The following is a 24,307-nucleotide window of genomic DNA, read 5'->3' on the forward strand; positions in this document are numbered from 1 at the left end:
GGAATTGTGGCGCCCGGTATGGTTCGCCCTACCGACGGTGACGGGGGAGGGTGGCGTTGGTGGAGAGCGTGGACCGGGACGCCAATCGCGCGCTGCGGGCGCGGTTCGACGAGGTGTACGGGGACTACCAGCGACTACGGTCCGATCTGGACGAGTTGCAGGCCCGGCTCGCCGAGTTGCGGGTGACGGAGCGCTCCGAGGACGGCCAGGTGACCGCCACCGTCGGGGCCCGGGGCGACCTCATCTCCGTGGAGATCCACCCCTCCGTCTACCACGACCGGGACGCGAAGGCGTTGAGCCGGAAGATCACCAACACGGTCCTGCGGGCCGGTGCCGCTGCGGCGTCCGCCACGCAGGAGCTGGTGGCCGGCTATCTGCCCGCCGGTTCCGGTGCGGTCGACTTCCTGCGTACGGGGGACTTCGGGTCGTTGCTGGGCCGGGCGGACTCGGCGCTGCGCCGGGGCGAGTGATGGACGGGCAGCTCTGGCTCGACCCGCAGCGCGCCCGGCGCGGCGGGGCCGACCTCTCGCTCGCCGGTGAGGCCGTCGTCGCCCGCCGCCGCGAGGTGGGCGGCGCGATCGCGGCGGCGAGCGCGTCGCGCCCCTGGGGCAAGGACGACATCGGGGCCGCCTTCGAGCAGAAGTACCGCGGCATCGAGGAGTTGGTGTTGCGCGTGTGGGAGGGCGTCGGCCGGCACCTCGACGGGCTGGGTGCGGACGTCGTCCGCTCCGTCGACGCCAATGTGCGCACGGACGCCGCGAGCGCCGGTCGGTTCGACCGCGCCCGCGACCGGCACCAGCAGCGCTGATCCGCGGAGGAGACCCGGATGAGCCTGCTGCCGAGCCCCATCCCCCACCCGCTCGACTACTCGCCCTGGGATCTGCCGGGCTGGGTCTACGAGGCCCTTGACTGGGTGATCGGCGTCGAGTGGCCGGAGGGGAACGAGCGCGCGGTCTGGGAACTTGCAGACCAGTGGTATTCGGTGGCCACCGCACTGGCCGGGCCGCACGCCGACGCGGTCGCGGCAGCCGGTGAGGTGCGGGGTGGCTACGGCGGCGTCGGGGCGGTCGCCGCGGCGTTCGACACCGCCTGGCGTCGGGTCGCCGAGGGCGACGAGGCGCCGCTGCCGGTGCTGCTCGCCGTCAGCACCGAGCTGGGCAGGCTGGTCGAGGAGTGCGGCTGCGACATCGAGGGCGCCAAGCTCGAAGTCTGGATCGAGCTGGGCATCCTGGTGATCGAGCTGCTGTCGCTGGCGGTCGCCACCGTCCTCACCGCCGGCGCGGCCTCGCCTGCCGCCGGGGCGGCGATCACCGCCACCCGGCTGATCGTGCAACAGATCTTCAAGCGGCTCATGGCGCAACTGGCCCGCAAGTCGCTCAAGCAGGGGCTCAAGGAAGCCGGCGAGCGAGCGGCCAAGGAGGTCACCAAGGGCGGCGTGCGTGGCATGGGCCGGCGGGCGGCGCTCGGCGGCCTCTCCGAGGCGGCCGAGGAGAGCGGGATCAACCTCGCCACCCAGGCGTACCAGAACTCGACCGGCCGACGGCACGGGCTGGACCTGACGGAGCTGGGCACGACGGCGGTCGGCGGGCTGGCCGGCGGGGCGGTGGCGCCGCTGGCCGGCCTCGGCCGACACGCCACCGGACGGGGCGCCCGGATCGGGGAGCACGTCGGACGCGAGATGACCGGCGAGGTGATGGCCGAGCAGGCCGCCAGCCTCGCCACCGGACAGGGTCTGACCTCCGTGGAGGATGCCGCCCGCGCGGCCGTGTCCGGCGCCCGGGGCTCGGCCACCACCCAGGCCGACGCGGCGTTGCAGGCCCGGCTCGACGGCCAGCTGAGCGCCCTGGCGGGAATGTCACTGACGCCGACGACAGGAGCCGGCGGGATTTCGACGTCTCCCGACGTGCCGGCGGAGGCCGCCCCGGTTGCCGTGCCAGGAGATGGAGCGGGGTCGCCTGCGCACGGCTCAGGGGCATCGGCCGGTGGGACAGCCGAGAGTCATCGGGGCGCTGAGGCGGTGCCAGCGCCGAGACAGTCGCCGGAGGGGCAGGCGGCCTCGTCTCAGCTCTCGGATACGCCCGCAAGGACCGGTGCCACGACCGAGGGCGTGACCGCCGCCAGCGCCGAACGGGTAGGCGCGACGGCTCCCGCCCCGTCCGCGCTACCGGAACCTGCCCCCAGCCCGACGCTCTCCTCGGTCACGACGGCGGCGCCCGTCGCTGCCAACGCCACCTTCTCGACCGGCGCCGACGTCCAAACGGCCGCCTCCGGAAGCGTCCCGAGTGTTGCCGGCTCCGGAAACGCCGCAGGCATTGCTGGTGCTCCGGCTGCGCCGGTGGCGGCGTCGGCAGTCGGGGCTGGGGCGGCCGTGGGGACCCCGGCGGTCGGGCAGACCTCCCTCACGCACTCCGAGCCGAGGACGGCGAGCGCGTCCGTGCCGGTTGCCGGGCACGCCCCGGCGGTCCCCAGCCCTGAGACGGCCGTACGAGGTGTCGCCGGGGCGGGATCAGCAGATCCACCGCAGGCACCTCCCACCCGGGTGCCTCCGCTCGACGCGCCAACGCCCACGCCGAACCCGCACGTCCGCACCGACTCGACGGCGGCGGCCGGCCAAGACGGGCCATCCGTCCCCCAGGTCAGGACTCCGGAGTGGTATGCGGCCAGGTGGGCGGTCGACCGGGATGCGTTCGAGAGACGACGCTATCGCGGCTACTTCGAGTCGCAACGGGCGTGGTTCGAGGACAAGCGCCGCTTCGACGAGGCTGCCCGGCTCAGGGCACGCGCGGAGGAACACGACCAGCGGGCGCGGGATTTCGTGGCCCATGCGTCTCACCTGCGGCAGACGGGTCAGGCGCGCCAGGCTGCCAGGTGGCAGGTGGCGGCGGACGACGAGTCGCGGGCGTACGGGCAGTGCCTCGACTATGCGGAAGCCGTGCTGGCCGGCAGAGCCGTACCGTCGGTGGTGGGCGTCGTCGATCCCGCCGACTTTCGCCGGATCAACGACGATGTCGGCGACCTGGCGCTCGGCGCCGTGGAGACCGGGGACCGTTCGGCGCTGACGGGTGACGACCATCCGCCGTCCGTCGACCGGTCGCGGAGCTACGGCCAGCCGGGCGGGCTGCGTCCCCCGCTGGCGTTGCACCAGACCGACATCGAACGGCAGATGCCGCGTGAGCCGGACGGGAGCGTCAGGCGGACCGCCGATCCCCGGCGGGGCGGCTGGTTCAGGCTGGTGAACGACGGTGGGCCGGAGGCCGACCCGACCCGCGGCATCAACTGCATCGACTGCACCCTGTCGATGTTCGACACGTGGATGCACGGCCGGCCCCGGGTGGCCGCGCCCCGCACGTTCGACGCCTATCTGGCCGGCGACGTCACGCGCCCCATCGACGGGGAACGGGACGGCATCGGGCGGGTCGAGGACGTCACCGGGGGGCGGTTCCAGCGTCTCTGCCAGCCGACCGACGACATGCAGGGCGCCGAGCGGCAGCGGGCCATCGACGCCGGCTACCGCAACCTGCACGACCAGCTCCGCATCGCCGGCCACGGCAGCTTCGCGTTCGTCGTCAACAGTTGGGAGGGCGGCGGGTCGCACATCTGGGTCGCCCTCAACCAACACGGCACGGTGCTCTACCTCGACCCGCAGGTCAGAGTCCTGTCGGACGCGCCCCTCTATCGACACCGGGGCACCCCCCACCCGTACAACGCTGTCGACACCGAGGTGCTGGTGCTCGGGCCGGACGCGCGGCCCATGCCGTTGGGCGGGCTGCGGCGCGGCCGGTTCAGCGAGCGACCGGACCTGCCGGAATACCCGCCCGTCGAAATCGACCAGGGGTACGGCGAGCCGTACCTGAACCGCATGCACCTGCTCGATGGTCCTGGGGCGGCCCCGCCGAGCGGGCCGGTGCCGGACCGGCCCTCACCGCAGCTCGACGAGCCGAGGCAGCCGTCCGGTCATGACGGCCTCCCACCAAAGGACCTGCGGTCCGAGCGGGAACGCGCCCAGGCGGAGCGGATGGCCAACGGCATTGCTGCCAACGCCGTCCTGGCCGGCGAGCCGGACCTGGACGCGGTGTTCGCCGCAGGCGTGACCCCCGCCGAGGTGGCTGCCGCTCTCGATGGGCCGACGCTCCGTCGTCTCGTGCCGCACCTCGACGAGCCAGCCGCCCGAGACGTGGCCCGGCTGTTCGCTGAGCCGCGTGTGCAACGCATGCTGGACGAGACTTGGCGGGAACCGCCCCGAGGCGAGCCGATGCTCGCCGAGACCCTCGTCCGGCAGTTGGCGCGGCAGCCTGACCTGGCGCGGATGATCCTCGCCACCCCGGAGCTGACGAACTCGCTGACTGCGCGCCCGGTGACGCTCCATCACCTGGCCACACATCAACAGGCGATCGACGTCCTCGGCTCCGTCCTCGATGACAACGTGAGCTCCGATGCCAGCGCGATCGACTCGGATCAGATCGAGGCGCCCGAGGGTTCGATAAGCGCCGAGCAGAAGGCGCTTGGTGACTCGGTCAGCCCGAGGAGCCGAAAGGTGTACCAGTCAGGGTTCGATTCCTCCCGGCAGGACGACGAGAGCTATCGCCTGAGCTACTTGGAGCATCTTTATCGTGAGGCGATAGTAGCCCAGCGGGAACTGAACGAACTGGCCATACGAATGGCTGGGCGGCAAGGTGTCGCGAGCTGGCGCGACAAGCCCAAAGACCGTCAACGCGTCCTCGACAAGTTGGTCGAGTACCAAAACGATGTGTCGTCCTTGAAGGACCTGGCTGCGGCTAGGATCCAGTTCCGCAGACTTGACGATCTGTATCGCGGGCTGTGGCGGATAGGTCAGGAACCCGGTATTGACGTTCTCGTCAAGAAGGACCGTTTCCTTAAGCCTCAGTTGAGCGGTTATCGGGACGTGCTGCTAAGTTTGCGGATGTCGAACGGACATGTGGCGGAACTGCGCCTCCAACTTGCCGCCATGGACGAGGTGGCGGAGTGGGAACATGCGCTCTACGAGGTGCGCCGTGACCTTGAGGCGATGGCGGAGTCGCAGGACCGCTCTCTGACCACATCGGAACTGGCGATACGGGATGGTCTCGTCGCCCGGGAGCAGGAAGCGTTTCGAGTTGCTCTGGAACGTCACGAGCGAGAGGCGATGGAGCGGTGAGCACTCGACGGCCGGGGAGACTGCCGGCGTTCTTCAACTACTACGAGAGCCCTCTGAAGCTTGTAGCGGATGACGCGGGCCGAATTCAGGCTTGGCGAATATCACGGAAGACCGGAGGGTGGGAGCGTGTTGACGAATTGGTTCGCAAAGTCCTCTTTGTTGGTGGTGACGAGGTTGAGGAATTGTCGCGCGATGAGTTCATCGAATACATCGAGCATGATCGGGGACGCTATCTGAGGGGTGACGGTCCGATCTTCGCCCTCTATGAGACGGTCAGCGCGATCGAGGAGCAGGCGGATGCGGAACGGCGGCCGCTGAGCCCTGTCGAAGCGGCGTTGGTCAAGGGGATCCGGAGGAAGACGTTCGTCATGTTCGAAGAAGAGCTGCGGCGGGCGGGAGACCCGGCAGCCGATCCCCTGCTGGGCGAGCAGGCATGAGTGCTGCCACTGGTCGAAGTTCGCTCGGCGCCGGTGCCATTGCCCGTTGAGGATCGTCGTGCCGTATCGCAGGCTCCCGCTCACACCGCCTGCTCGCCAGAACGACCCAGGTTCCGGCTGAGCGGACAAGTTTGATCGGTGCTGGCCAGTAGGGCTCCCATCGTTCTCGGTGTCCGTCATGGCTGGCGGGAGCGAATAGCATGGCGAGGCGGCTGAACCGGACATCGCGGAGTAAGGCGTTGACGGGCTGACCAGCGACAAGCAAGGGCGGGAGCAGGCCGGCTACCGATGACACGTCGTCCCGACGAAGTGGAAGGTGTCCCTGACGTGACGGGTGCGCGGGTGGATCCGCCGGGCAGCGTGGCGGAGGCGTTGGCCGTACAGGAGCGGTTGCGTCCGCTGGTCGACCTGGTCGGGCCGGGGCCGGCCGAGCCCGCGACGGTGGCCGGCTTGGACGTGGCGTACGCGGAGGGCGGCGACCGCCTCGCGGCGGCCGTGACGGTGCTGGACGCCCGGACCCTCGCGGTGGTCGACTCGGCGGTCAGTGTGGGTCGGCCGGCCTTCGACTACGTCCCCGGGCTCTTCGCGTTCCGTGAGCTGCCCGCGTTGCTCGACGCGCTCGACCGGCTGACCGTACGCCCGGACGTGCTGGTCTGCGACGGGCACGGGCTTGCCCATCCGCGCCGGTTCGGGCTGGCCTGCCACCTGGGCGTGGTGACCGGCCTGCCGGCGATCGGCGTCGGCAAGACGCCGTTGCTCGGTGCGTGGGCGCCGCCGGCTGACCGGCGCGGCGCGTGGACGCCGCTGCGCGACGGGGACGAGGTGGTCGGCCGGGTGCTGCGCACCCGCGACGGGGTGAAGCCGGTCTTCGTCAGCGTCGGCCACCGGATGAGTCTCGACAACGCGACCGCCCGGGTGCTCGCGTTGACGCCGCGGTACCGGCTGCCGGAGACCACCCGGACCGCCGACCGGCTCTGCCGGGACGCGCTGGCCGCCGCCACCCCGGGCTGAGGCGCCGGCCGGGGCACCGCGCCGAGGATGGGGAGCGAACCCGGCGCCTCACCCGGGTCGCCGCGCCGAGGATGGGGAGCGAACCCGCCGCCACACCCGGGTCACCGCGCCGAGGATGAGGGCGAACCCGCCGCCCGGTCGAAAGAGGCGACGGGCGATGGGCGCCGGACGACCGGCCGTGGGGCCGGGACCAGGATCGACGGGTCGAGACAGGTGCCGGAAGGTGGCCGTCGGGGTAATCCGCAGCACATCCGGAACGCTCGATGACCCTGGCCCGTCCGGGCGCGGTAGTAGCCTACCGGCGGACCCCCGTCGGGGGAGGAACGGCGAGGTGATCATGGCGGTACGTCGGCACGTGGCGCGGCTCGCGACGGTCTGCGCGTTGTTGGGTGGCCTGGTGGCGCTCGGCGCGACGCCGGCGCTCGCCGCCGACGACTCGGTCCGGGTGCGGTCGGCCGGCAGTTTCACGGCCGGCGGTTCCGCCGAGGGCGTCTCGATCGAGGTGCGCAAGCGCAGCGACGGCTGCGTGCTGCTGCGCACCGCCCTGGGCCTGCGCCTGGGCGGGCTGCGCGCCGACCAGGTCCGGGCGCAGGTCAACGTGGGTGGTCGCTGGTTCCCCGTCTCGCTCTCGGGCGGCGGCGGCAGCGTGGCGACCCCGGCGACCGCGCCGGCGAACCCGCGGCTGTGCAAGGGCAAGAGCGCGACGGTGCGTTACCGGGTGGCGTTCGTGGCGGGTGCGCCGGACGGTCGGCTGACGGTGGCCGGCGAGGCCACCAGCGCCCTCGGGCGGCTCCTCGGCCGGGCCGCCGAGGCTTCCCGGGTGGTCGGCGGCCGGGCCTCCGCGTCGCCGACGCCGACGCCGTCGAAGAAGCCGTCGCCCACCCCGAGCGCGGTGGCCACCGTACCGGCGAGCGTCGACGCGGGCGTGACCGCGGCGGCCCTCTCCGGCCAGGGCGCCGGCGCCACCGTCGACGCCGCCGCCGAGGAGTCCGGCGGCGGAGGCTCGGTGATCATGTTCTTCGGCATCGCCATGGTCGCCGTCGGGATCCTGCTCATCGTCCTGTTGTTCCGCCGCTCGCGGGCGGACAAGGAGCCGGCCGACGACCTGTCGCGCGTCCCGCTGCCGCGTAACCCCGGCGGCACCACCTACCGCTCCGCGCGGGGCCCGGCCGCCGCCCCCACCCCGCCCGGCCAGGTGTACGGCCAGCAGCCCGCCCCGGGCGTGTACGGGACAACGTCCGCGCCGCGCCCCACCGGCGGCGTGTACGGCAGTCGCCCCGGCGGGGACGCGCCCGCCCCGCCGCCGGCGTCGGCCCCGCCCGGGGCCCCGATGTCGGCGCCGCCCGCCCCCGGCCAGTACGGCCGCCCGACGTCGGCGCCGCCCGCCTCGGGACCACCCGCCTGGGGACCGCCCGCCTCGGCGCCGCCCGCCTCCGGGCCGCCCGCTTCGGCACCGCCCGCCTCGGGACCGCCCGCCTCCGGGCGGCCCGGTGACCCGCCCCCGGAGGCCGGCGGCGGCGACCACACGGTGTTCATGCCCCGGCTCCCCGGCTGAGCCGGGCCGCCCGGCGCCCCTCCGATACGCTCAGGCCGTTGACGACCTGCGGCGCGAGGAGCGAGACCGGTGTCTGATCTGTCCCAGATCGTGAAGGCCTACGACGTCCGTGGGACGGTGCCGGACCAGTGGGACGAGCGCACCGCCGAGGCGCTGGGCGCGGCCTTCACGCAGGTGCTGAACGCGTACGACGAGCCCGGCGACGCGGTGCTCGTCGCGCACGACATGCGTGCCACCGGCCCCGGCCTGGCCGCCGCCTTCGCGGCCGGCGTGCGCGCCGAGGGGCGCTCGGTGATCGAGCTGGGGCTCGCCTCGACGGACATGCTCTACTACGCCTCCGGTTCGCTCGGCCTGCCCGGCGCGATGTTCACCGCGAGCCACAACCCCGCGCAGTACAACGGCATCAAGATGTGCCGCTCCGGGGCCCGCCCGATCGGGCAGGACAGCGGCCTGGCCGAAATCCGCGACCGGGCGCAGGCCCTGCTGGACAAGGGCGAGGCCCGTCCGGCCGGCGGGCCGGCCGCGCCCGCCGAGCGGCGTGACCTGCTGGCCGACTACGCGGCGTACCTGCGTGAGCTGGTCGACCTGTCGGGCATCCGTCCGCTGAAGGTGGTCGTGGACGCCGGCAACGGCATGGGCGGCTACACCGTCCCGACGGTGCTCGGCGACGCCGCCCTGCCGGCGCTGCCCCTGGAGATCGTGCCGCTCTACTTCGAGCTGGACGGCACGTTCCCCAACCATGAGGCCAACCCGCTCGACCCGGCGAACCTGGTCGACCTGCAGCGGGCGGTCGTCGAGCACGGGGCCGAGATCGGCCTGGCGTTCGACGGCGACGCCGACCGCTGCTTCGTGGTGGACGAGCGGGGCGAGCCGGTCTCGCCGTCGGCCATCACGGCCCTGGTGGCCGCCCGCGAGCTGGCGAAGCACCCCGGCTCGACGGTGATCCACAACCTGATCACCTCCTCCGCCGTGCCGGAGATCATCCGCGAGCACGGCGGCGAGCCGGTCGTCGCCCGGGTGGGGCACTCCTTCATCAAGGCGGAGATGGCCCGGACCAACGCCATCTTCGGCGGCGAGCACTCCGCCCACTACTACTTCCGGGACTTCTGGTTCGCCGACACCGGCATGCTCGCCGCGATGCACACCCTGGCGGCCCTCGGCGAGCAGTCGCTGCCGCTGTCCGTGCTGGCCGGCGAGTACGAGCGGTACGTCGCGTCCGGCGAGATCAACTCGACGGTGGCCGACCAGGCCGCCAAGGTGGCCGAGGTGCGGGCCGCGTACCCGCAGGCCGAGGCCGACGAGCTGGACGGCCTCACGCTGCGCTTCCCGGACGGCGCGTGGTTCAACCTGCGCGCCTCCAACACCGAGCCGCTGCTGCGGCTCAACGTCGAGGCGCCGACGCGGGAGCGGATGACCGCCCTCCGCGACGAGGTGCTCGACCGGGTTCGCCGATAAGATCGCCTGCGCCGGTCGGCACCGTCGATCGGTGAAACCGCATACGTGGAAGGAGCCGCGCCGTGGCCCTGGACCCGCAGTTGCTGGAAATCCTCGCCTGTCCGGACACGCACCACGCCCCGCTCGACTACGACGCGGAGGCGCAGACGCTGACGTGCACCGAGTGCGGCCGGATCTTCGAGGTCCGCGACGACGTGCCGGTGCTGCTGCTCGACGAGGCACGCGGCCCCGCGGAGCGGTCGTGATCGACGGTACGGCCGGAGTCAGCGGCCGCCGGGAGCCCGACGAGGCACTGCTCGACGACCAGGGCGCGCTCGGCGAGCACGACCCGGGCGGCATGCTGCGGCACACCGCCTCCGCCGGCGCGCAGGTCCGCGAGTCGGCCGCCCTGGCCGCCGAGGCCAACCTCCAGGTGCTCGCCGACGAGGGCCGGCCCCGCGCCGTGGTCATCGCCGGCATCGGCACCGCCGGGCGTACGGGGGACGTGCTGGCGACCGTCGCCGGGCCGCGCTGCCCGGTGCCCGTCATCCCGCACCGCAGCGCCGGCGTGCCCGGCTGGGTGGGCGCCGCCGACGTGGTCATCGCCGTCAGCGCCTCCGGCCGCAGCCCCGAGGCGCTGGGCGCCGCCGAGGCCGCGCACCGGCGGGGCGCCCGGCTCGTCGCCGTCGGCGCGCCCGACTCGCAGTTGCAGTCGGTGGCCGAGCGGGCCCGGGCGCCGTTCATCCCGGTGCCCCGGCGCGCCCCGGCCCGGGCCAGCCTCTGGGCGCTCACCGTGCCGGTCCTGCTCGCCGCCCGTACGCTCGGCCTCGTGAAGGTCAACGAGGCGGACCTGGCGGAGACCGCGGCCCGGCTGGACGCGGACGCCGACCGCTGCCGCCCGACGGCCGAGTCCTTCGTCAACCCGGCGAAGTCGCTGGCCCTGGGCCTCGCCGGCTCGGTGCCGATCGTCTGGGGCTCGTCGCCGCTGGCCACCGTGGCGGCCCGCCGGTTCGGCGACACCCTCTCCGCCAACGCCCGCTACCCGGTGGTCAGCGGGGCGCTGGGCGAGGCGGGGCGCGGGCGGGTCGGCCTGCTCGACGGCGTCTTCGGCGGCCTGGCCGAGGGGGAGCGGGACATCTTCGCCGACCCCGACGACGAGGCGCCGGCGGGCACCCGGCTGCGGCTGGTGCTGCTGCGCGACGGCGGGCTGAACCCGGAGGACGACGCCGACGAGCCGCTCGACGTCGAGGAGCGCCGCGCCGACGCGGTGCAGACCCTCGCCGAGCGGCGGGGCGTGCGCTGCGACGTGGTGACCGCCGAGGGCGGCTCCGCGCTGGAACGGCTCGCCTCGCTGGTCGCCGTGCCGGACTTCGCCTCGGTCTACCTCGCGCTGGCACACGGACTGGACCCGATGGCCGTGCCGGCCATCACCGAGATGAAGGAGCTGGCAAACCAGTGAGCGATAGCAGGGAACGGTTCGGACGGCGCGGCGCGCCGATGCCCGGTGGCGCCGGGCGACGGACCGGAGCGGTGGCGTGAGCGCCGGCGGCGGGACGAAGGCGATCGTCGCCGCGCTGCTGGCCAACGTCGGCATCGCCGTCACCAAGTTCGTCGCGTTCCTGCTGACCGGGTCGTCGTCGATGCTGGCGGAGTCGATCCACTCGGTGGCCGACTCCGGCAACCAGGGGCTGCTGCTGCTCGGCGGCCGCCGGGCCAAGCGGGCGGCCACCCCGCAGCACCCGTTCGGCTACGGCCGCGAGCGCTACATCTACGCGTTCATCGTCTCCATCGTGCTGTTCAGCGTCGGTGGCCTGTTCGCCCTCTACGAGGCGTACCACAAGTTCTCCCACCCGGAGCCGATCGACGAGTGGCAGTGGGTCCCGGTCACCGTGCTGGTGGTCGCGATCGTCATGGAGTCGTTCTCCTTCCGCACCGCCATCAAGGAGTCCAACCTCGTCCGGGGCAACCAGTCCTGGGTGCGGTTCGTCCGGCGGGCCAAGGCGCCCGAGCTGCCGGTGGTGCTGCTGGAGGACCTGGGCGCGCTGGTCGGTCTGGTCTTCGCGCTCTTCGGCGTCAGCATGACGCTGATCACCGGCAACGGCGAGTGGGACGCGATCGGCACCGGGATGATCGGTGTGCTGCTGGTGGCCATCGCGATCATCCTCGCGATCGAGACCAAGAGCCTGCTGCTCGGCGAGGGCGCCGAGGCGCAGGACGTCGCCGCCATCGAGAAGGCGGTCACCGACGGCCCCGAGTTCGAGCGGATCATCCACATGAAGACGCTCTACCTGGGCCCCGAGGAGCTGATGGTGGCCGCGAAGGTCGCCGCGCCGGCCTGCGAGAGCGCCGAGGTGCTGGCCCGCAGCATCAACACCGTCGAGGCCCGGATCCGCGCCGCCGTGCCGACCGCCCGGGTGATCTACCTGGAGCCGGACATCTACAGCGCCGCCGCCGAGCGGGCCGGCACGGGAAGCGCGGCGCCCACCGCCGTGCCGGGGTCCGAGCCGGGTGAGGCCGCCGGGCGGCCCGGGGGCTGACCGGTGGAACTGCTGTACGGACCGATCCGGGACTACGCCTGGGGGTCCCGCTCGGCGATCGCGAGGTTGCAGGGCAGGCCGGTGCCGAGCGACGGCCCGGAGGCCGAGCTGTGGCTGGGCGCCCACCCGGGCGCCCCGGCCATGGTCGACCGCGACGGCGGCCGGGTCAGCCTGACCGACGTGCTGCTCGCCGAGCCGGACCACTGGCTCGGCGAGCGGGTCGTCGGCCGGTTCGGCACCCGGCTGCCGTTCCTGCTCAAGGTGCTCGCCGCCGACGCCCCGCTGAGCCTCCAGGCACACCCGGACGCCGAGCAGGCCCGCGCCGGGCACGCCGCCGACGCGGGCCGCCCGGCCGGGCAGCGCAACTACGTCGACCCGTACCACAAGCCGGAGTTGCTGGTCGCGCTCTCGCCGATGGAGGCGCTCTGCGGCTTCCGCGACCCGGCCGACTCGGCGGCGGCGCTGGCCGGCTTCGGCGTGCCGGGGCTGGAGCCGGTGCTGGCGGCGCTGCGCACCGGCCCGGCGGGGCTGCGGGACGCCGTACGGCTGCTGCTGACCTGGCCCGCCGACGAGCGGGACGCGCTGGTGGCGGCCGTGGTGGCGGCCCGGGTCGCGGGGCCCGACGGGGACCTGGCGCGGGAGTTGGGCGCCGCCTACCCGGGCGATCCGGGGGTGCTGGTGGCGATGCTGCTCAACCGGGTGCGGCTCGCCCCCGGGGAGGCGATCTGGATGCCGGCCGGCAACCTGCACGCCTACCTGCGGGGCACCGGCGTGGAGATCATGGCGGCCAGCGACAACGTGCTGCGCGGCGGGCTGACCCCGAAGCGGGTCGACGTCGACGAGTTGCTGCGGGTGCTGCGCTTCGAGGTGCTGCGCGAACCGGTGGTGCCGCCGCTGGAGGTCGCTCCCGGGGTGGTCGCCTGGCCGGTGCCGGTGGACGACTTCGCGCTGCACCGGGTGACGGTGGGCGCGACGCCGCCGGAGGTGACGCTGCCGGTGCCCGGGCCCCGGGTGGTGCTGTGCTGCTCCGGGGAGGTCACGGTCGACGACGGCAGCGGCGCGGTGACGCTGGGGCCGGGGCGGGCCGCGGTCGGGACGGCGGCCGCCGGGCCGCTGCGCGTGGCGGGCGCGGGTGAGGCGTACGTCGCGAGCTGCGGCCTGCGCTGAGCCGACTCCACGCGCAAGTCCGACTTTCCCGGAATAGCTTGACGTCGCGTCAGCAGAGTGTGACTCTATGGGTACGCAGCGTTATCGCGACGACGGTCCGAGAACGCGCGCGAGGGATCCAAACCGGGGGGATGCACGGGGCGGGCGGCTGGTGGACGGTAACTCCGTACACGACCGACCGCCCCGTGCGCTGCCCGCTTCTGTCTTCCTGCGCTCTTCACCGGCCGGTCCCTTCGGCGGCGGCCCGCGCGCGTAAGGTGGAGGGTCGCGCAGCACATCGTCCGACAGGAGCTTCCATGACCAGCACCCTCCCGGCGTCCGCCAGTGGAACGCCGTCCGAGGCTCGGCCGAGCACCCTCGCCGAGGGCGACTACAAGGTGGCGGATCTGTCGCTCGCCGAGTTCGGGCGTAAGGAGATCCAGCTCGCCGAGCACGAGATGCCCGGCCTGATGGCGATCCGTCGTGAGTTCGCCGACGCCCAGCCGCTCGCCGGCGCCCGGATCACCGGGTCGCTGCACATGACCATCCAGACCGCCGTCCTGATCGAGACCCTGGTCGCGCTCGGCGCGCAGGTCCGCTGGGCGTCCTGCAACATCTTCTCCACCCAGGACCACGCCGCCGCGGCGATGGTGGTCGGCCCCGACGGCACCCCGGAGGCGCCGGCCGGCGTCCCGGTCTACGCCTGGAAGGGCGAGAGCCTGGAGGAGTACTGGTGGTGCACCGAGCAGGTGCTCGCCTGGCCCGACGGCTCCGGCCCCAACATGATCCTCGACGACGGCGGTGACGCCACCCTGCTGGTGCACAAGGGCGTCGAGTTCGAGAAGGCCGGGGTCGTCCCGCCGGTCGAGTCCGCCGACTCCGAGGAGTACGCGGTCATCCTCGGCCTGCTGCACCGCTCGCTCGCCGAGGACGGCCAGCGGTGGACCCGGATCGCCGCCGGCATCAAGGGCGTGACCGAGGAGACCACCACCGGCGTGCACCGGCTCTACGAGATGCACCGCGCCGGCACCCTGCTCTTCCCGGCCATCAACGTCAACGACTCGGTGACCAAGAGCAAGTTCGACAACAAGTACGGCTGCCGCCACTCGCTCATCGACGGCATCAACCGGGCCACCGACGTGCTGATCGGCGGCAAGATGGCGGTCGTGCTCGGCTACGGCGACGTCGGCAAGGGCTGCGCCGAGTCGCTGCGCGGCCAGGGCGCCCGGGTCGTGGTGACCGAGGTCGACCCGATCTGCGCCCTCCAGGCGGCGATGGACGGCTACCAGGTCGCCACCCTGGACGACGTGGTCGAGCAGGCCGACATCTTCATCACCGCCACCGGCTGCTTCGACGTCATCACCAACGAGCACATGGCCCGGATGAAGCACCAGGCCATCGTCGGCAACATCGGCCACTTCGACAACGAGATCGACATGGCCGGCCTGGCGAAGCGTTCCGACGTGGAGCGGGTCAACATCAAGCCGCAGGTCGACCTCTGGAAGTTCGCCGACGGGCACGCGATCATCGTGCTCTCCGAGGGCCGCCTGCTGAACCTGGGCAACGCCACCGGCCACCCGAGCTTTGTGATGTCGAACTCGTTCGCCAACCAGACGATCGCCCAGATCGAGCTGTACACCAAGACCGAGGAATACCCGACCGGCGTCTACGTGCTGCCGAAGCACCTGGACGAGAAGGTCGCGCGGCTGCACCTGGACGCGCTCGGCGCCAAGCTGAGCACCCTGACCAAGGAGCAGGCCGCCTACCTCGGCATCCCCGTGGAGGGCCCGTTCAAGCCGGAGCACTACCGCTACTGAGCCGAGCACACCGGACGGGCCGGCCCGCGTCAGCGGGCCGGCCCGTCGGCGTTCCACGGACGTGGCGCGAGCCCTCGGCGGCCGGCGGCGGCTGCTCCTGGCGGGCGGCGGTCAGTCGTGACGCGGGCGGCGGCGGGCGGGGCGGACCCAGGTCCACACGCACCAGGCCAGCCAGGCCAGCGAGACCACCGCCGCCAGCGCGCGCAGGCGCAGGGCGCTGAGCAGCAGCACCAGCGCCAGTACGGCTAGCCACGGCCCGAACCCCCTCACCGCCGCGCCGCCGCCACCGCGCGCCCCCGGCCGGTTCACGACCGCCACCGGCCGAGGACCAGCCGCCGGGCCAGCGGCGGGGCGATCCACGACCAGACGCAGAAGAGCAGCCACGCCAGGCCGAACAGGCCGGCGAGCAGGTCCAGCCCGGCGAGGTTGAGCAGCACGACCACGCCGATCGCGAGCAGCCAGGTGCGGAGGATGCCCAGCCGGTAGAGGGGCCGCAGCGGCACCAGCAGCGGATGGGCGTACACCCGGGTCTCCCACGCCGCCTCCGCGAAGTCGGCGTCGGTGGGGTCGTGCGCCACCGCCTCGCCGAAGGCGCGGTGCGCGGCACCGACCCGGCCACGGCGGGCGGCGGCGACGCCGTGCAGGGCGAGCGCCGCCGGACTGCCCGGCCACGCCCCGAGGAACTCTCGGGCGATCCGCTCGGCGGCCCGGTCGTCGCCCCGGGCGTAGGCGAGCTGGAAGCGGGAGGCGAAGACGGCCGGCGCGTCCGGGACGATCGCGGCGGCCCGGGCGACCAGGCGTTCCGCCTTGTCGGTCTGGCCCACGGCCGAGCAGAGGTCGGCGTACTGGCAGAGCAGCCACGGATTTTCCGGCTCGATGGCGAGCGCGTCGAGCAGCGCCCGCTCGGCCGGGGCGAACTCGCGGCGGTGGCGCAGCGCGAGACCCAGCCGCCCGAGCAGCTCCGCGTCCGGGCCGGTCTCGGCCAGCCCCTGGCGGGCGACCGCGGCGACCTCGTCCCAGCGGTCCAGCCCGGTCAGCGCCGCCGCCCGCAGCTGGTACGCGGCGGGGTGGGTGGCCAGCGCGGCGGGGAGCCGGTTCAACTCGTCGAGCGCCTGGTCCGGCCGGTTCAGCTCCAGCAGGTGGGCCGCCCGGGCGAGCGCGGCCTCCGGGGCGCTCACGCCGTCACCAGCACGAGGAGCAGGGCCTCGGCGAAGCCCAGCAGGAACACCGCCCCGACGCCGGCCAGCCACAGCGACGCCGGCTCGCCCCCGCGCAGCTCGTACGCCCGGAACCGGCGCTTCTGCGCGGTGGAGGCCGCCAGCCAGACCAGCGCGCCCGCCAGCGCCCCGACCAGCCGGGCCGGGCGGTCGGCCTCGTCGTCGAAGATCGCCAGCGTGACCACCAGCCGGGCCGCCAGCGCGGCCAGCCCGACGCCGAGCACCGCCAGGTTCGCCCGCCGGGGCAGGCCCAGCCGGTGCCCGTTGACCAGGGCCAGCACGGTGGCCGCCGTGGGCCCGCCGAACACGGCGGGGAAGATCAGCGAGTGCGGGCGCCACGGCGGGCGTCGGGCCTCGTACGCCGCCGGCGTGATGGTGGGGGTGAACAGGTCGTCGGCCACGGTCTTCCCGTCTCGGTAGGGGCGAGCGAGCCGGATCCTGCCACAGCCGGCCGACTGTCGACGCCCCGCCGGCGCTCAGGCGCCGGGGTCGGAGCCGCGTGCACCGCCCACCGGCGCGGCGATCGCGGGCCGTACCGCCGGTGGGGCCTGCGCGGCGATCGCGGGCCGTACCGCCGGTGGGGCCTGCGCGGCGACCGCGGGCCGTACCGCCGGTGGGGCCTGCGCGGCGATCGCCGCCGGTGGGGCCTGCCTCGGCGGCGTGGCCGGGGTGTTCCCGCCCACGTCCGCGCCGGGGGCCGCCGGGCGGATGGTGCCGGGGGGCGCGGCGATTACGGGCGCGGCACCGGGCAGGGGCGCGCCGGGCGGCGCGGACGCGGCGGGCGTCAGCTCCGGCCAGAGCGCCGCGGCGACCGCCCGGCCCCGACCCAGCCGGTGCCACGCCCGCCGGTGCCGTTCGCCGAGGACCGCCGCCAGGTAGACCGACTCCGGCATGCCCGGCGGCGGGGGCGGCGTCGTCACCGCCGAGACCTCGGCCCACAGGCCGCGGCCGAGCCGCCCACGGGCCGGCTCCGCGAGGTGGTGCACCCGGGCGAGATACTGTCGGGCGGCCAGCGCCAGCCCGTCGTCCAGCCGGCTCAGGTCCAGCGTGTACGCCCAGCCGACCAGCACCGGCACCGCCGTCGGCACCGGCCGCCAGGCGGTCGCCGTCCGGGTGTGCACGACGAGCGTGCCCGCCACCAGGTCGCCCAGCCGGCGCCCGCGCCGGTCGCTCAGCATCACCGCGACCCCGGCCACCCAGCTCAGCAGCGGCAGCACCAGCCCGGGCCACTCCACCGCCACGCCGACCAGCGCCCGGGTCAGCGACTGCCGCAACCCGACCGGGGCGCCGTCGGCGCTGACCACGCGCAGCCCGACCGCCATCTTGCCCAGCGTCCGGCCGTGGTTGAGCCGCTCGCAGAGCACCGGATAGCCGACCAGCACCAGGACCAGCCCCACCGTCGCAGCGCCACCGGCGAGGGCCTCGTCGACGATGCCGGTCGGCAGGTTGGCGAACGCGACGGCGGCGGTCAGGACCAGCACCAGCGCCAGCGCCAGCTGGACCAGGACGTCGAGCATCAGCGCGAGCACCCGGGAGCCGATCCGGGCGGCCCGGACATCCAGCTCCACGGCCTCCCCGCTGACCAGCCCGGCGTCGCCCCACGGGGCGGGTCGGGCCGGCGGTCGTGGTTGCGCTCTCACCCCGACAGTGAACACTATGATCGCCGGACGGGGGTGACGGTGGATCTCGACGCGTACGTCGCGGAACACGGCGGGGAGTGGCGGCGGCTGGAGGAGCTCTCCCGGCGCGGCCGGCTCGACGCCGCCGAGGTCGACGAGCTGGTCGCCCTCTACCAGCGGGCGACCACCCAGCTCTCGGTGCTGCGCAGCCGCTCACCCGACCCGGCGCTGGTCAGCCAGCTCTCCCAGGTGGTGCTGCGCGCCCGGGCCCGGCTCACCGACCGCCCGCGACCGTCCTGGGCGGCGGTCGGCCGGTTCCTGCTGGTCGGCTTCCCCGGGGCGGTCTACCGCGCCTGGCCCTGGTGGTGCGGGGTGGCGACCGGCTTCACGCTGCTCAGCTTCTTCCTGATCTGGTTCGTGTCGGGCAATCCCGAGACGGCCGGGGCCTTCATCGGCGACGAGGCCGCCGCCGACCTCGTCGAGTCCGGCTTCGCCGGCTACTACACCGAGTTCGCCGCGCCGACCTTCGCGTTCCACCTGTGGACGCACAACGCCTGGCTCGCCGCCCAGTGCCTCGCCGCCGGGGTGCTGATCGTCCCCGTGTTCTACCTGCTCTGGCAGAACGCGCTCAACATCGGCGTGGTCGGCGGGGTGATGGTCGCCTACGGCCGGGCGGACGTCTTCTTCGGGCTGATCACCCCGCACGGGCTGCTGGAGCTGACCGGCGTCTTCGTGGCCGCCGGGCTGGGTCTGCGTACCGGCTGGGCGTGGATCGCGCCGCCCGCGCAGCTCACCCGGGGGCAGGCGGTCGCCCGGGCGGGCCGCGAGGGGGTCCTCGTCGCCGTCGGTCTGGTGGGGCTCTTCGCGGTCTCCGCCGTCGTCGAGGCGTTCGTGACCCCGGCGCCCGTGCCGGTCCCGCTCCGCGTCGCCCTGGGGGCCGCCGTCTGGCTCGCCTTCCTGGCGTACGTCGTGATCCTCGGCCGCCGCGCGCCCGCCGTGCCGCCCGCCGACGCCCTCGACCCACCCGCCGGCCACTGACCGCTGCGCCCCGGGGGGAGGCCGGGGTCAGAGCTGGCCCTGGGCCTTGAGGCGCAGGTAGGTGTCGGCGAGGGTGGGGGCCAGGTGACCCGCCGGGGCGTCGACGACCGTGACGCCGTGCCGGGCCAGGGCGGCGCGGACCCGCTCGCGTTCCGCCAGCGCGCGCCACGCCGCCGCCGCGGCGTAGGCGTCCCCGGGGCGCTGCGGGACGGCGGTGGTGAGCGCGGTCAGCACCGGGTCGTGCGTCGCGGCGATCACCACCCTGTGCCGGGCGGCGAGCCGGGGGAGCACGGGCAACAGCCCCTCGCCGAGCGCCCCGGCCTCCAGGGCGGTGAAGAGCACCACCAGGCTGCGCTGGCTCCGCCGGCGCAGCAGCTCGCCGGCGATCAGGTCGAAGTCGGTCTCGACCAGCGCGGGCTGGAGCGGGGCGAGGGCGTGCACCAGCCGGGAGAGCAGGGCCGGCCGGCCGGTGCCGGTCACCGTCGCCCGGACCGCCGCGTCGGCGGCGAGCAGGTCGACCCGGTCACCGGCGCGGGCGGCCAGGGCGGTGAGCAGCAGCGCGGCGTCGATCGCGGTGTCCAGCCGGGGCTCGTCGCCGACCCGCACCGCAGACGTGCGCCCCGTGTCCAGCACGCAGACCAGCCGGCGGTCCCGCTCGGGGCGCCAGGTGCGGACCAGCACGTCGGCCCGGCGCGCGCTCGCCCGCCAGTCGATCGACCGCACGTCGTCGCCGACCACGTACTCGCGGAGGGTGTCGAACTCGGTGCCCTGGCCCCGCCCGCGGCTGACCTGCGTGCCGTCGATGACGCGCAGCCGCGCCAGCTTCTCCGGCAGGTGCCGGCGGGAGTCGAAGCGGGGCAGCACGCGCAGCGTCCACGGCGGGGTGGCCGGGCGGCCGGAGCGCTGCCGGAAGCCCAGCCCCATCGGCCCGTACGAGCGCACGGTCAGCGCCACCGCCGGCCGGTCGCCGCGCCGCAGGGGGGTGAGCCGGCTGGGCAGCGTCACCGTCCCGCCCGGCGCGACGTGCACCGTCCGGGACGGCGGCACGTCCGGCCGGGCACCCGCCGAGGGCACCCAGGCGTCGCGGACCCGGGCGCGCAGCGTACGGGGGGCGGGGTTGTGCAGCAGCAGCGCGACGGTGGCGGTGCCGCCGAGCCGCACCGCGCGGTCGCCCTCCCGGGCCGCCGTGAGCGCCCCCGGCGGCACGGCCAGCGCCCGGTCGACGAGCACGAGCAGCAGCACCGCGCCGGTCATCACCAGCAGGCCGACGAACGGCGCCGGCCACGCCGGCAGGGTCAGCGCGCCGACCGCCAGCAGGAGCGCCGCCCGCCAGGTCATCGCGGCGTCGGCACGGTGGCGAGCACCGTGTCCAGCACCGCGTCCACGCTGACGCCCTCCAGCTCGACCTCGGGCCGCAGGCGCAGCCGGTGCCGCAGCGTCGGCCGGGCGACCGCCTTCACGTCGTCGGGTACGACGTGGTCGCGGCCGGCCAGCCAGGCCCACGCCTTGGCGGTGGTGAGCAGCGCGGTCGCGCCCCGGGGCGAGGCGCCCAGCTCCAGCGCCGGGGTGCCGCGGGTGGCCCGGCAGAGGTCGACGATGTAGCCGAACAGGGGCTCGGCCATGTGCACGCGGCCGACCGCCGCCCGCGCCGCTTCCAGGTCGGCCGCCGTGGCCACCGGACGTACGCCGGCGGCGGTCAGGTCGCGCGGGTCGAAGCCGGCGTGGTGCGCGCGGAGCACCCCCAGTTCCTCGTCCCGGCTGGGCAGCGGCACGGTGAGCTTGAGCAGGAACCGGTCGAGCTGCGCCTCCGGCAGCGGATAGGTGCCCTCGTACTCGATCGGGTTCTGGGTGGCGGCGACGATGAACGGGTCCGGCAGCGGCCGGCGGTCGCCCTCGACCGAGACCTGCCGCTCCTCCATGACCTCCAGCAGCGCCGACTGGGTCTTCGGCGGCGTCCGGTTGATCTCGTCGGCGAGCAGCAGGTTGGTGAACACCGGTCCCTCGCGGAAGGTGAAGGCGGCGGTGTGCGGGTCGAAGATCAGCGAGCCGGTCACGTCGCCCGGCATCAGGTCCGGGGTGAACTGCACCCGCTTGGAGCGCAGGTCGAGCGCGGTGGCCACGGTGCGGATCAGCAGGGTCTTGGCCACGCCCGGCACGCCCTCCAGCAGCACGTGTCCGCGGCAGAGCAGGGCGATCACCAGGCCGGTGACGACCGCGTCCTGCCCGACGACCGCCTTGGCGACCTCGGCGCGGAGCCGGTGCAGGGCGGCGCGGGGGTCGGCGGCGCCGGCGGTCAGCGGCTCGGCGGTTCCGGCGGGTCGGGTCACCGGTGGTCTCCTTCGGGTCGGTGCGGGTGCGGTCCGGCTGCCGGTGGCGGCCCGTCCGCGGGGTGGGGCGCGGCCGGGTGCGGCCCGTCGGCCTGCGGCCCGGCCGGGTGCGGCGCGGGGTGGAGGTGCGGCCCGAGGGCCGGGGGTGCGTCGGGTGGGAGCGGGGGTGGCGGCGCGTCGGCCGGGGGCGGGGCGACGGTACGGGTCACCCGGTCCAGCTCGCGGGCCAGCTCCAACAGGTCCTGGTCGGTCTCGGGCCCGTCGCCGTAGAGCAGGTCCGCGGCCCGCCCCGGGTCGTCGCCGGTGCGGGCCGCGACCGCGGCGGCCACCTCGGCGGGCGGGGCGGCCGGCGGCAGGTTGAGCCGGGCCGCCAGGCGGTCCAGGGCGGCGGTGCGCAGCGTCCGCGCGGCGGCGTCCCGGGCGCCGGCCTTCTGGTACAGCCGGGCCCGGCCGAGCACCGTCTCCGCCGAGCGGACCGTCACCGGCAGCGGCTCCGGCGTCGGCGGGCCGAGCCGGCGGGCCCGCCAGACGGCGGCCAGCAGGGCGGCAAGGGCGAGCTGGAGCAGCAGCGCCCAGAACCAGCCGGGGAAGGCGGACCAGAGCGGGTTCGGCGGGTCGGAGCCGCCGGCGCTGGAGTCGTCTCCGTCCTCGTCCGCGCCGCCGCCCGGGCCGCCGCGTCCCCCGTCGCCGTCGCCACTGCCGGGGCGGCCGTCGCCCGGCCCGCCGTACTCCGTGGAGCCGCCCGGCGTGGGCGACCAGGCCGGGCTGTCGCTGTCGCCGGAGCCGAAGGTCGGCGGCGGCGCCGGGCCGGCCAGGTCGAGCCACACCACCCGGCCCGCCCCGCCGAGCAGCGCGGTGGCGAACGCCAGGTTGTCCCACTCGTCGATCCGGTCGTTGCGGAACGGGTCGCTGGCGCCGACCACCACCACGCTCTCGGGGATCCGGAGCAGTCGGGCGAGCCCGCCGTCGAAACAGAACTGCACATGTGTCGCCCTGCTCGAGGTGACCGCATAGCGCTGCAACCCGACCGCCGCGCGCCCGAGCTGCGCCAGCTCGGGCATCGGGCAGGGCAGGCCCCGGGCGTCCGGCTCCACCGCCTGCGCGGCCCAGCGCCGGCTGGTCGGCTGCACCGACAGCGGGATCGCCTCCAGCACCCGCCGTGGCGGGTCCACCAGCACCAGCCTGGTGGCCGAGGGCAGCAGGGCCAACGCGCCGACCGTGTCCGGGTGCAGCAGCGCCGGCGCGGGTACGAAGAGCGTGGCGGGGTCGTCGCGGGCGGCCAGCAGCGCGGCCCGCGTGTCCGTCTCCCGCTGCACCGTCACCCCGCGCTCGCGCAGCGCCTCGGCGAGCCGGCTGCCGCCGTCGTCCCCCGTCGCGACGGGCGAGAGGAACCCGCGGTCGTCGGCGTCGGGCTGGTCGACCGCGTGGGTGACCAGGGTGGTGGTCAGCAGCGCGGCCGCCACCCCCAGCGGGATCAGCAGCCGGTGTCGGCGGCGACGCCGCCGGGGCGCGGCGTCGGCGGCGGTGGCCGGTGGGGCGGCGGTGGCCTGTGTGCTCATGGTCGTGGCCCGTCCTCGGGTCGGCCGGTCAGCAGCCGGTCCAGCTCGGCGGCGTGCTCCCGCATCCGCCGGTCGTGCTCGGCCGAGGCGGGGCGCTGGCCGTACCAGAGCTCGGAGAAGATCGCTCCGGCGGCGCCCAGCGGCGGGCCGACCTGGGGGCGGCTCTCGGTCGCGGCCCCCACCACCTCCAGGACGGTCATGCCGGGACGCTGCTCCAGCAGCCGCCGGGCCACCAGCTCCCGGATCATCGCGCGAAGCCGCTCCCGGACGGCCTCGGCGTACCGGCCCTCGGCGGCGAGCCGGTCCGCGAGGGAGACGTACTCGGCCGCCGGCGGCTCCGGCTCCGGCTCGCGCGGCGCGGGTACGAGCGGCGCCGGGGCGTCCGCCGGTCGGGGCGCCCGTCGGCGGCGGCGCAGCCGGGGCAGTCGGGGCAGCCGGCGGGGCACCCAGGCGGGGAACGTGTACCAGCCGACCGCCGTCAGCACCGCGCCGAGCACCAGCAGCAGCGCGGCCAGCCACAGCGGCACCCGGTCGCCGAGCGCGGCCGTGGTCTCGGTCCACCACCGGCTGAAGCTCATCGGTCGACCGCCAGCAGGAGGGGTTCGGGCGTGCCCGCCCGGGCCCGGGACAGCCGGATGTCCAGCCCCTCGGTGCGCATCCGGGTCTCCAGGTGCAGCACCGCGTCGAGGCAGGCCAGGGCCGGGTAGGCGACGCTGTTCACGCCCGCCCACACGGCCAGCGACAGCCAGGCGGCCCAGCCGGGTTCGACCAGGTCGAGCGCGTCCAACCCGTAGTAGACGCCGATGCCGAGGCCGAGGCGGACGATCCACCAGGACAGGTAGCCGAGCAGCCGGATCCAGCCGGCCCGGGCACCGCCGCGGACGGCCAGGGCGGCGGCCCGCAGCGGGGCGCGCAGCGGGTGCAGCCGGTCGACGACGAGCGCGGGCGCCACGGCACCGAGCAGGGCGAAGCCGACGAACCAGGCCGGCGGGACCAGGGCGGCCGCCAACATCACCAGCCCGACCAGCGCGGTCAGCAGCACGGTGGCCCCCCAGCGGGCGCCGGCGGGGCGGAGCGCCTCCCGTGCGCCGACCGTACGACCGAACAGCGCGCCGCCGGCGGCCCGGGCGGCCGGGTTGCCGAGCAGCGTGACGATCATCGCCTCGGTCGCGGCGCCGACCGCCAGCAGCAGCCAGTACACGCCGAACCGGTCGAACTGGACGAACCAGGCCGGGGGAGCGACGTCGGCGGCGAGCCGCAGCGGGTAGAGCAGGAGCTGCTCGCCGACGGCCAGGACGAGGGCGAGCGGCACCAGCACCCGGGCCTGCCCGCGCAGCAGCAGGACCGCGGAGTCCAGCAACTCGCCGACCGTGAGCGGGCGGCGCGGGAGCACGGCGGTCGGGCCGGCGTCGGGCACGCGTACTCCTGGGGACGGGCGGCGGTGGCGCGTGACGG

At 74.9% G+C, this 24,307-nt stretch carries 22 protein-coding genes; 13 read left to right on the plus strand and 9 right to left on the minus strand.

The genetic code is table 11. The features are described 5' to 3' along the window. The first annotated feature begins 59 nt into the window (after positions 1–59). The 12 genes from ACWENR_RS01025 to ahcY all read left to right on the plus strand — a co-directional run bounded on the left by ACWENR_RS01025 (position 60) and on the right by ahcY (position 15,092). On the plus strand, positions 60–470 hold the full coding sequence (locus ACWENR_RS01025; protein ID WP_452275027.1) for a YbaB/EbfC family nucleoid-associated protein: 411 nt from the start codon (positions 60–62) through the stop codon (positions 468–470). Beyond that, a complete protein-coding gene (locus ACWENR_RS01030; RefSeq protein WP_452275028.1) occupies positions 470–808 on the plus strand; it encodes a hypothetical protein in 339 nt (112 codons plus the stop codon). The genes ACWENR_RS01025 and ACWENR_RS01030 overlap by 1 nt, the downstream gene beginning before the upstream one ends. Positions 809–826: 18 nt before the next feature. After that, entirely contained in the window at positions 827–5,155 is a 4,329-nt protein-coding gene (locus tag ACWENR_RS01035) for a toxin glutamine deamidase domain-containing protein (protein WP_452275029.1), read from the plus strand. Next, positions 5,152–5,592 (plus strand): hypothetical protein, encoded by a 441-nt coding sequence (locus ACWENR_RS01040; protein WP_452275030.1) that lies wholly within the window; start codon positions 5,152–5,154, stop codon positions 5,590–5,592. The genes ACWENR_RS01035 and ACWENR_RS01040 overlap by 4 nt, the downstream gene beginning before the upstream one ends. A gap of 327 nt (positions 5,593–5,919) precedes the next feature. Next, a complete protein-coding gene (gene nfi / locus ACWENR_RS01045; RefSeq protein WP_452275031.1) occupies positions 5,920–6,603 on the plus strand; it encodes a deoxyribonuclease V in 684 nt (227 codons plus the stop codon). Positions 6,604–6,940: 337 nt separating this feature from the next. Then, positions 6,941–8,158, plus strand: a complete 1,218-nt coding sequence (locus ACWENR_RS01050) for a hypothetical protein (RefSeq protein WP_452275059.1) — start codon at positions 6,941–6,943, stop codon at positions 8,156–8,158. A gap of 69 nt (positions 8,159–8,227) precedes the next feature. After that, complete coding sequence (locus ACWENR_RS01055; RefSeq protein WP_452275032.1) at positions 8,228–9,613, plus strand: phosphomannomutase/phosphoglucomutase; 1,386 nt, start codon at positions 8,228–8,230, stop codon at positions 9,611–9,613. Positions 9,614–9,675: 62 nt separating this feature from the next. Further along, a complete protein-coding gene (locus ACWENR_RS01060; protein WP_091097439.1) occupies positions 9,676–9,858 on the plus strand; it encodes a Trm112 family protein in 183 nt (60 codons plus the stop codon). Beyond that, positions 9,855–11,051 carry an SIS domain-containing protein gene (locus ACWENR_RS01065; protein WP_452275033.1) on the plus strand — a complete coding sequence of 399 codons (1,197 nt, stop codon included), beginning with the start codon at positions 9,855–9,857 and terminating at the stop codon, positions 11,049–11,051. Before ACWENR_RS01060 ends, ACWENR_RS01065 begins: the two co-directional genes overlap by 4 nt. 76 nt (positions 11,052–11,127) lie before the next feature. Further along, positions 11,128–12,129, plus strand: a complete 1,002-nt coding sequence (locus tag ACWENR_RS01070) for a cation diffusion facilitator family transporter (protein ID WP_452275034.1) — start codon at positions 11,128–11,130, stop codon at positions 12,127–12,129. 3 nt (positions 12,130–12,132) lie between these two features. Then, entirely contained in the window at positions 12,133–13,296 is a 1,164-nt protein-coding gene (gene manA / locus ACWENR_RS01075) for a mannose-6-phosphate isomerase, class I (protein ID WP_452275035.1), read from the plus strand. Positions 13,297–13,592: 296 nt separating this feature from the next. After that, entirely contained in the window at positions 13,593–15,092 is a 1,500-nt protein-coding gene (gene ahcY, locus ACWENR_RS01080) for an adenosylhomocysteinase (RefSeq protein ID WP_452275036.1), read from the plus strand. 111 nt (positions 15,093–15,203) lie between these two features. Here the strand turns inward: ahcY and ACWENR_RS01085 are convergent, their stop codons facing one another. The 4 genes from ACWENR_RS01085 to ACWENR_RS01100 all read right to left on the minus strand — a co-directional run bounded on the left by ACWENR_RS01085 (position 15,204) and on the right by ACWENR_RS01100 (position 17,949). Then, positions 15,204–15,362 carry a hypothetical protein gene (locus ACWENR_RS01085; protein WP_452275037.1) on the minus strand — a complete coding sequence of 53 codons (159 nt, stop codon included), beginning with the start codon at positions 15,360–15,362 and terminating at the stop codon, positions 15,204–15,206. Positions 15,363–15,397: 35 nt separating this feature from the next. Further along, a complete protein-coding gene (locus ACWENR_RS01090; RefSeq protein WP_452275038.1) occupies positions 15,398–16,270 on the minus strand; it encodes a tetratricopeptide repeat protein in 873 nt (290 codons plus the stop codon). Next, positions 16,267–16,710, minus strand: coding sequence for a hypothetical protein (locus tag ACWENR_RS01095; protein WP_452275039.1), 444 nt, complete (start codon positions 16,708–16,710; stop codon positions 16,267–16,269). The genes ACWENR_RS01090 and ACWENR_RS01095 overlap by 4 nt, the downstream gene beginning before the upstream one ends. A gap of 75 nt (positions 16,711–16,785) precedes the next feature. After that, complete coding sequence (locus tag ACWENR_RS01100) at positions 16,786–17,949, minus strand: RDD family protein (RefSeq protein WP_452275040.1); 1,164 nt, start codon at positions 17,947–17,949, stop codon at positions 16,786–16,788. A 39-nt stretch (positions 17,950–17,988) separates the two neighbouring features. Here ACWENR_RS01100 and ACWENR_RS01105 point away from each other — a divergent pair, with 39 nt between their 5' ends. Continuing rightward, positions 17,989–18,966, plus strand: a complete 978-nt coding sequence (locus tag ACWENR_RS01105) for a stage II sporulation protein M (protein ID WP_452275041.1) — start codon at positions 17,989–17,991, stop codon at positions 18,964–18,966. A 27-nt stretch (positions 18,967–18,993) separates the two neighbouring features. Here ACWENR_RS01105 and ACWENR_RS01110 read toward each other — a convergent pair whose 3' ends face one another. From ACWENR_RS01110 to ACWENR_RS01130, 5 genes are read right to left on the minus strand one after another with little or no spacing between them, the layout of a single operon-like run. Beyond that, complete coding sequence (locus tag ACWENR_RS01110) at positions 18,994–20,304, minus strand: DUF58 domain-containing protein (protein WP_452275042.1); 1,311 nt, start codon at positions 20,302–20,304, stop codon at positions 18,994–18,996. Beyond that, positions 20,301–21,263 carry an AAA family ATPase gene (locus tag ACWENR_RS01115; RefSeq protein ID WP_452275060.1) on the minus strand — a complete coding sequence of 321 codons (963 nt, stop codon included), beginning with the start codon at positions 21,261–21,263 and terminating at the stop codon, positions 20,301–20,303. The genes ACWENR_RS01110 and ACWENR_RS01115 overlap by 4 nt, the downstream gene beginning before the upstream one ends. A 26-nt stretch (positions 21,264–21,289) precedes the next feature. Beyond that, positions 21,290–22,852 carry a DUF4350 domain-containing protein gene (locus ACWENR_RS01120; protein ID WP_452275043.1) on the minus strand — a complete coding sequence of 521 codons (1,563 nt, stop codon included), beginning with the start codon at positions 22,850–22,852 and terminating at the stop codon, positions 21,290–21,292. After that, the gene (locus ACWENR_RS01125; protein WP_452275044.1) at positions 22,849–23,430 is read right to left on the minus strand and encodes a DUF4129 domain-containing protein; all 582 of its coding nucleotides are present in this window, start codon (positions 23,428–23,430) and stop codon (positions 22,849–22,851) included. The genes ACWENR_RS01120 and ACWENR_RS01125 overlap by 4 nt, the downstream gene beginning before the upstream one ends. Then, on the minus strand, positions 23,427–24,269 hold the full coding sequence (locus ACWENR_RS01130) for a hypothetical protein (protein WP_452275045.1): 843 nt from the start codon (positions 24,267–24,269) through the stop codon (positions 23,427–23,429). Before ACWENR_RS01130 ends, ACWENR_RS01125 begins: the two co-directional genes overlap by 4 nt. Positions 24,270–24,307: the final 38 nt, after the last annotated feature.

This window comes from Micromonospora sp. NPDC004336, assembly GCF_053602615.1.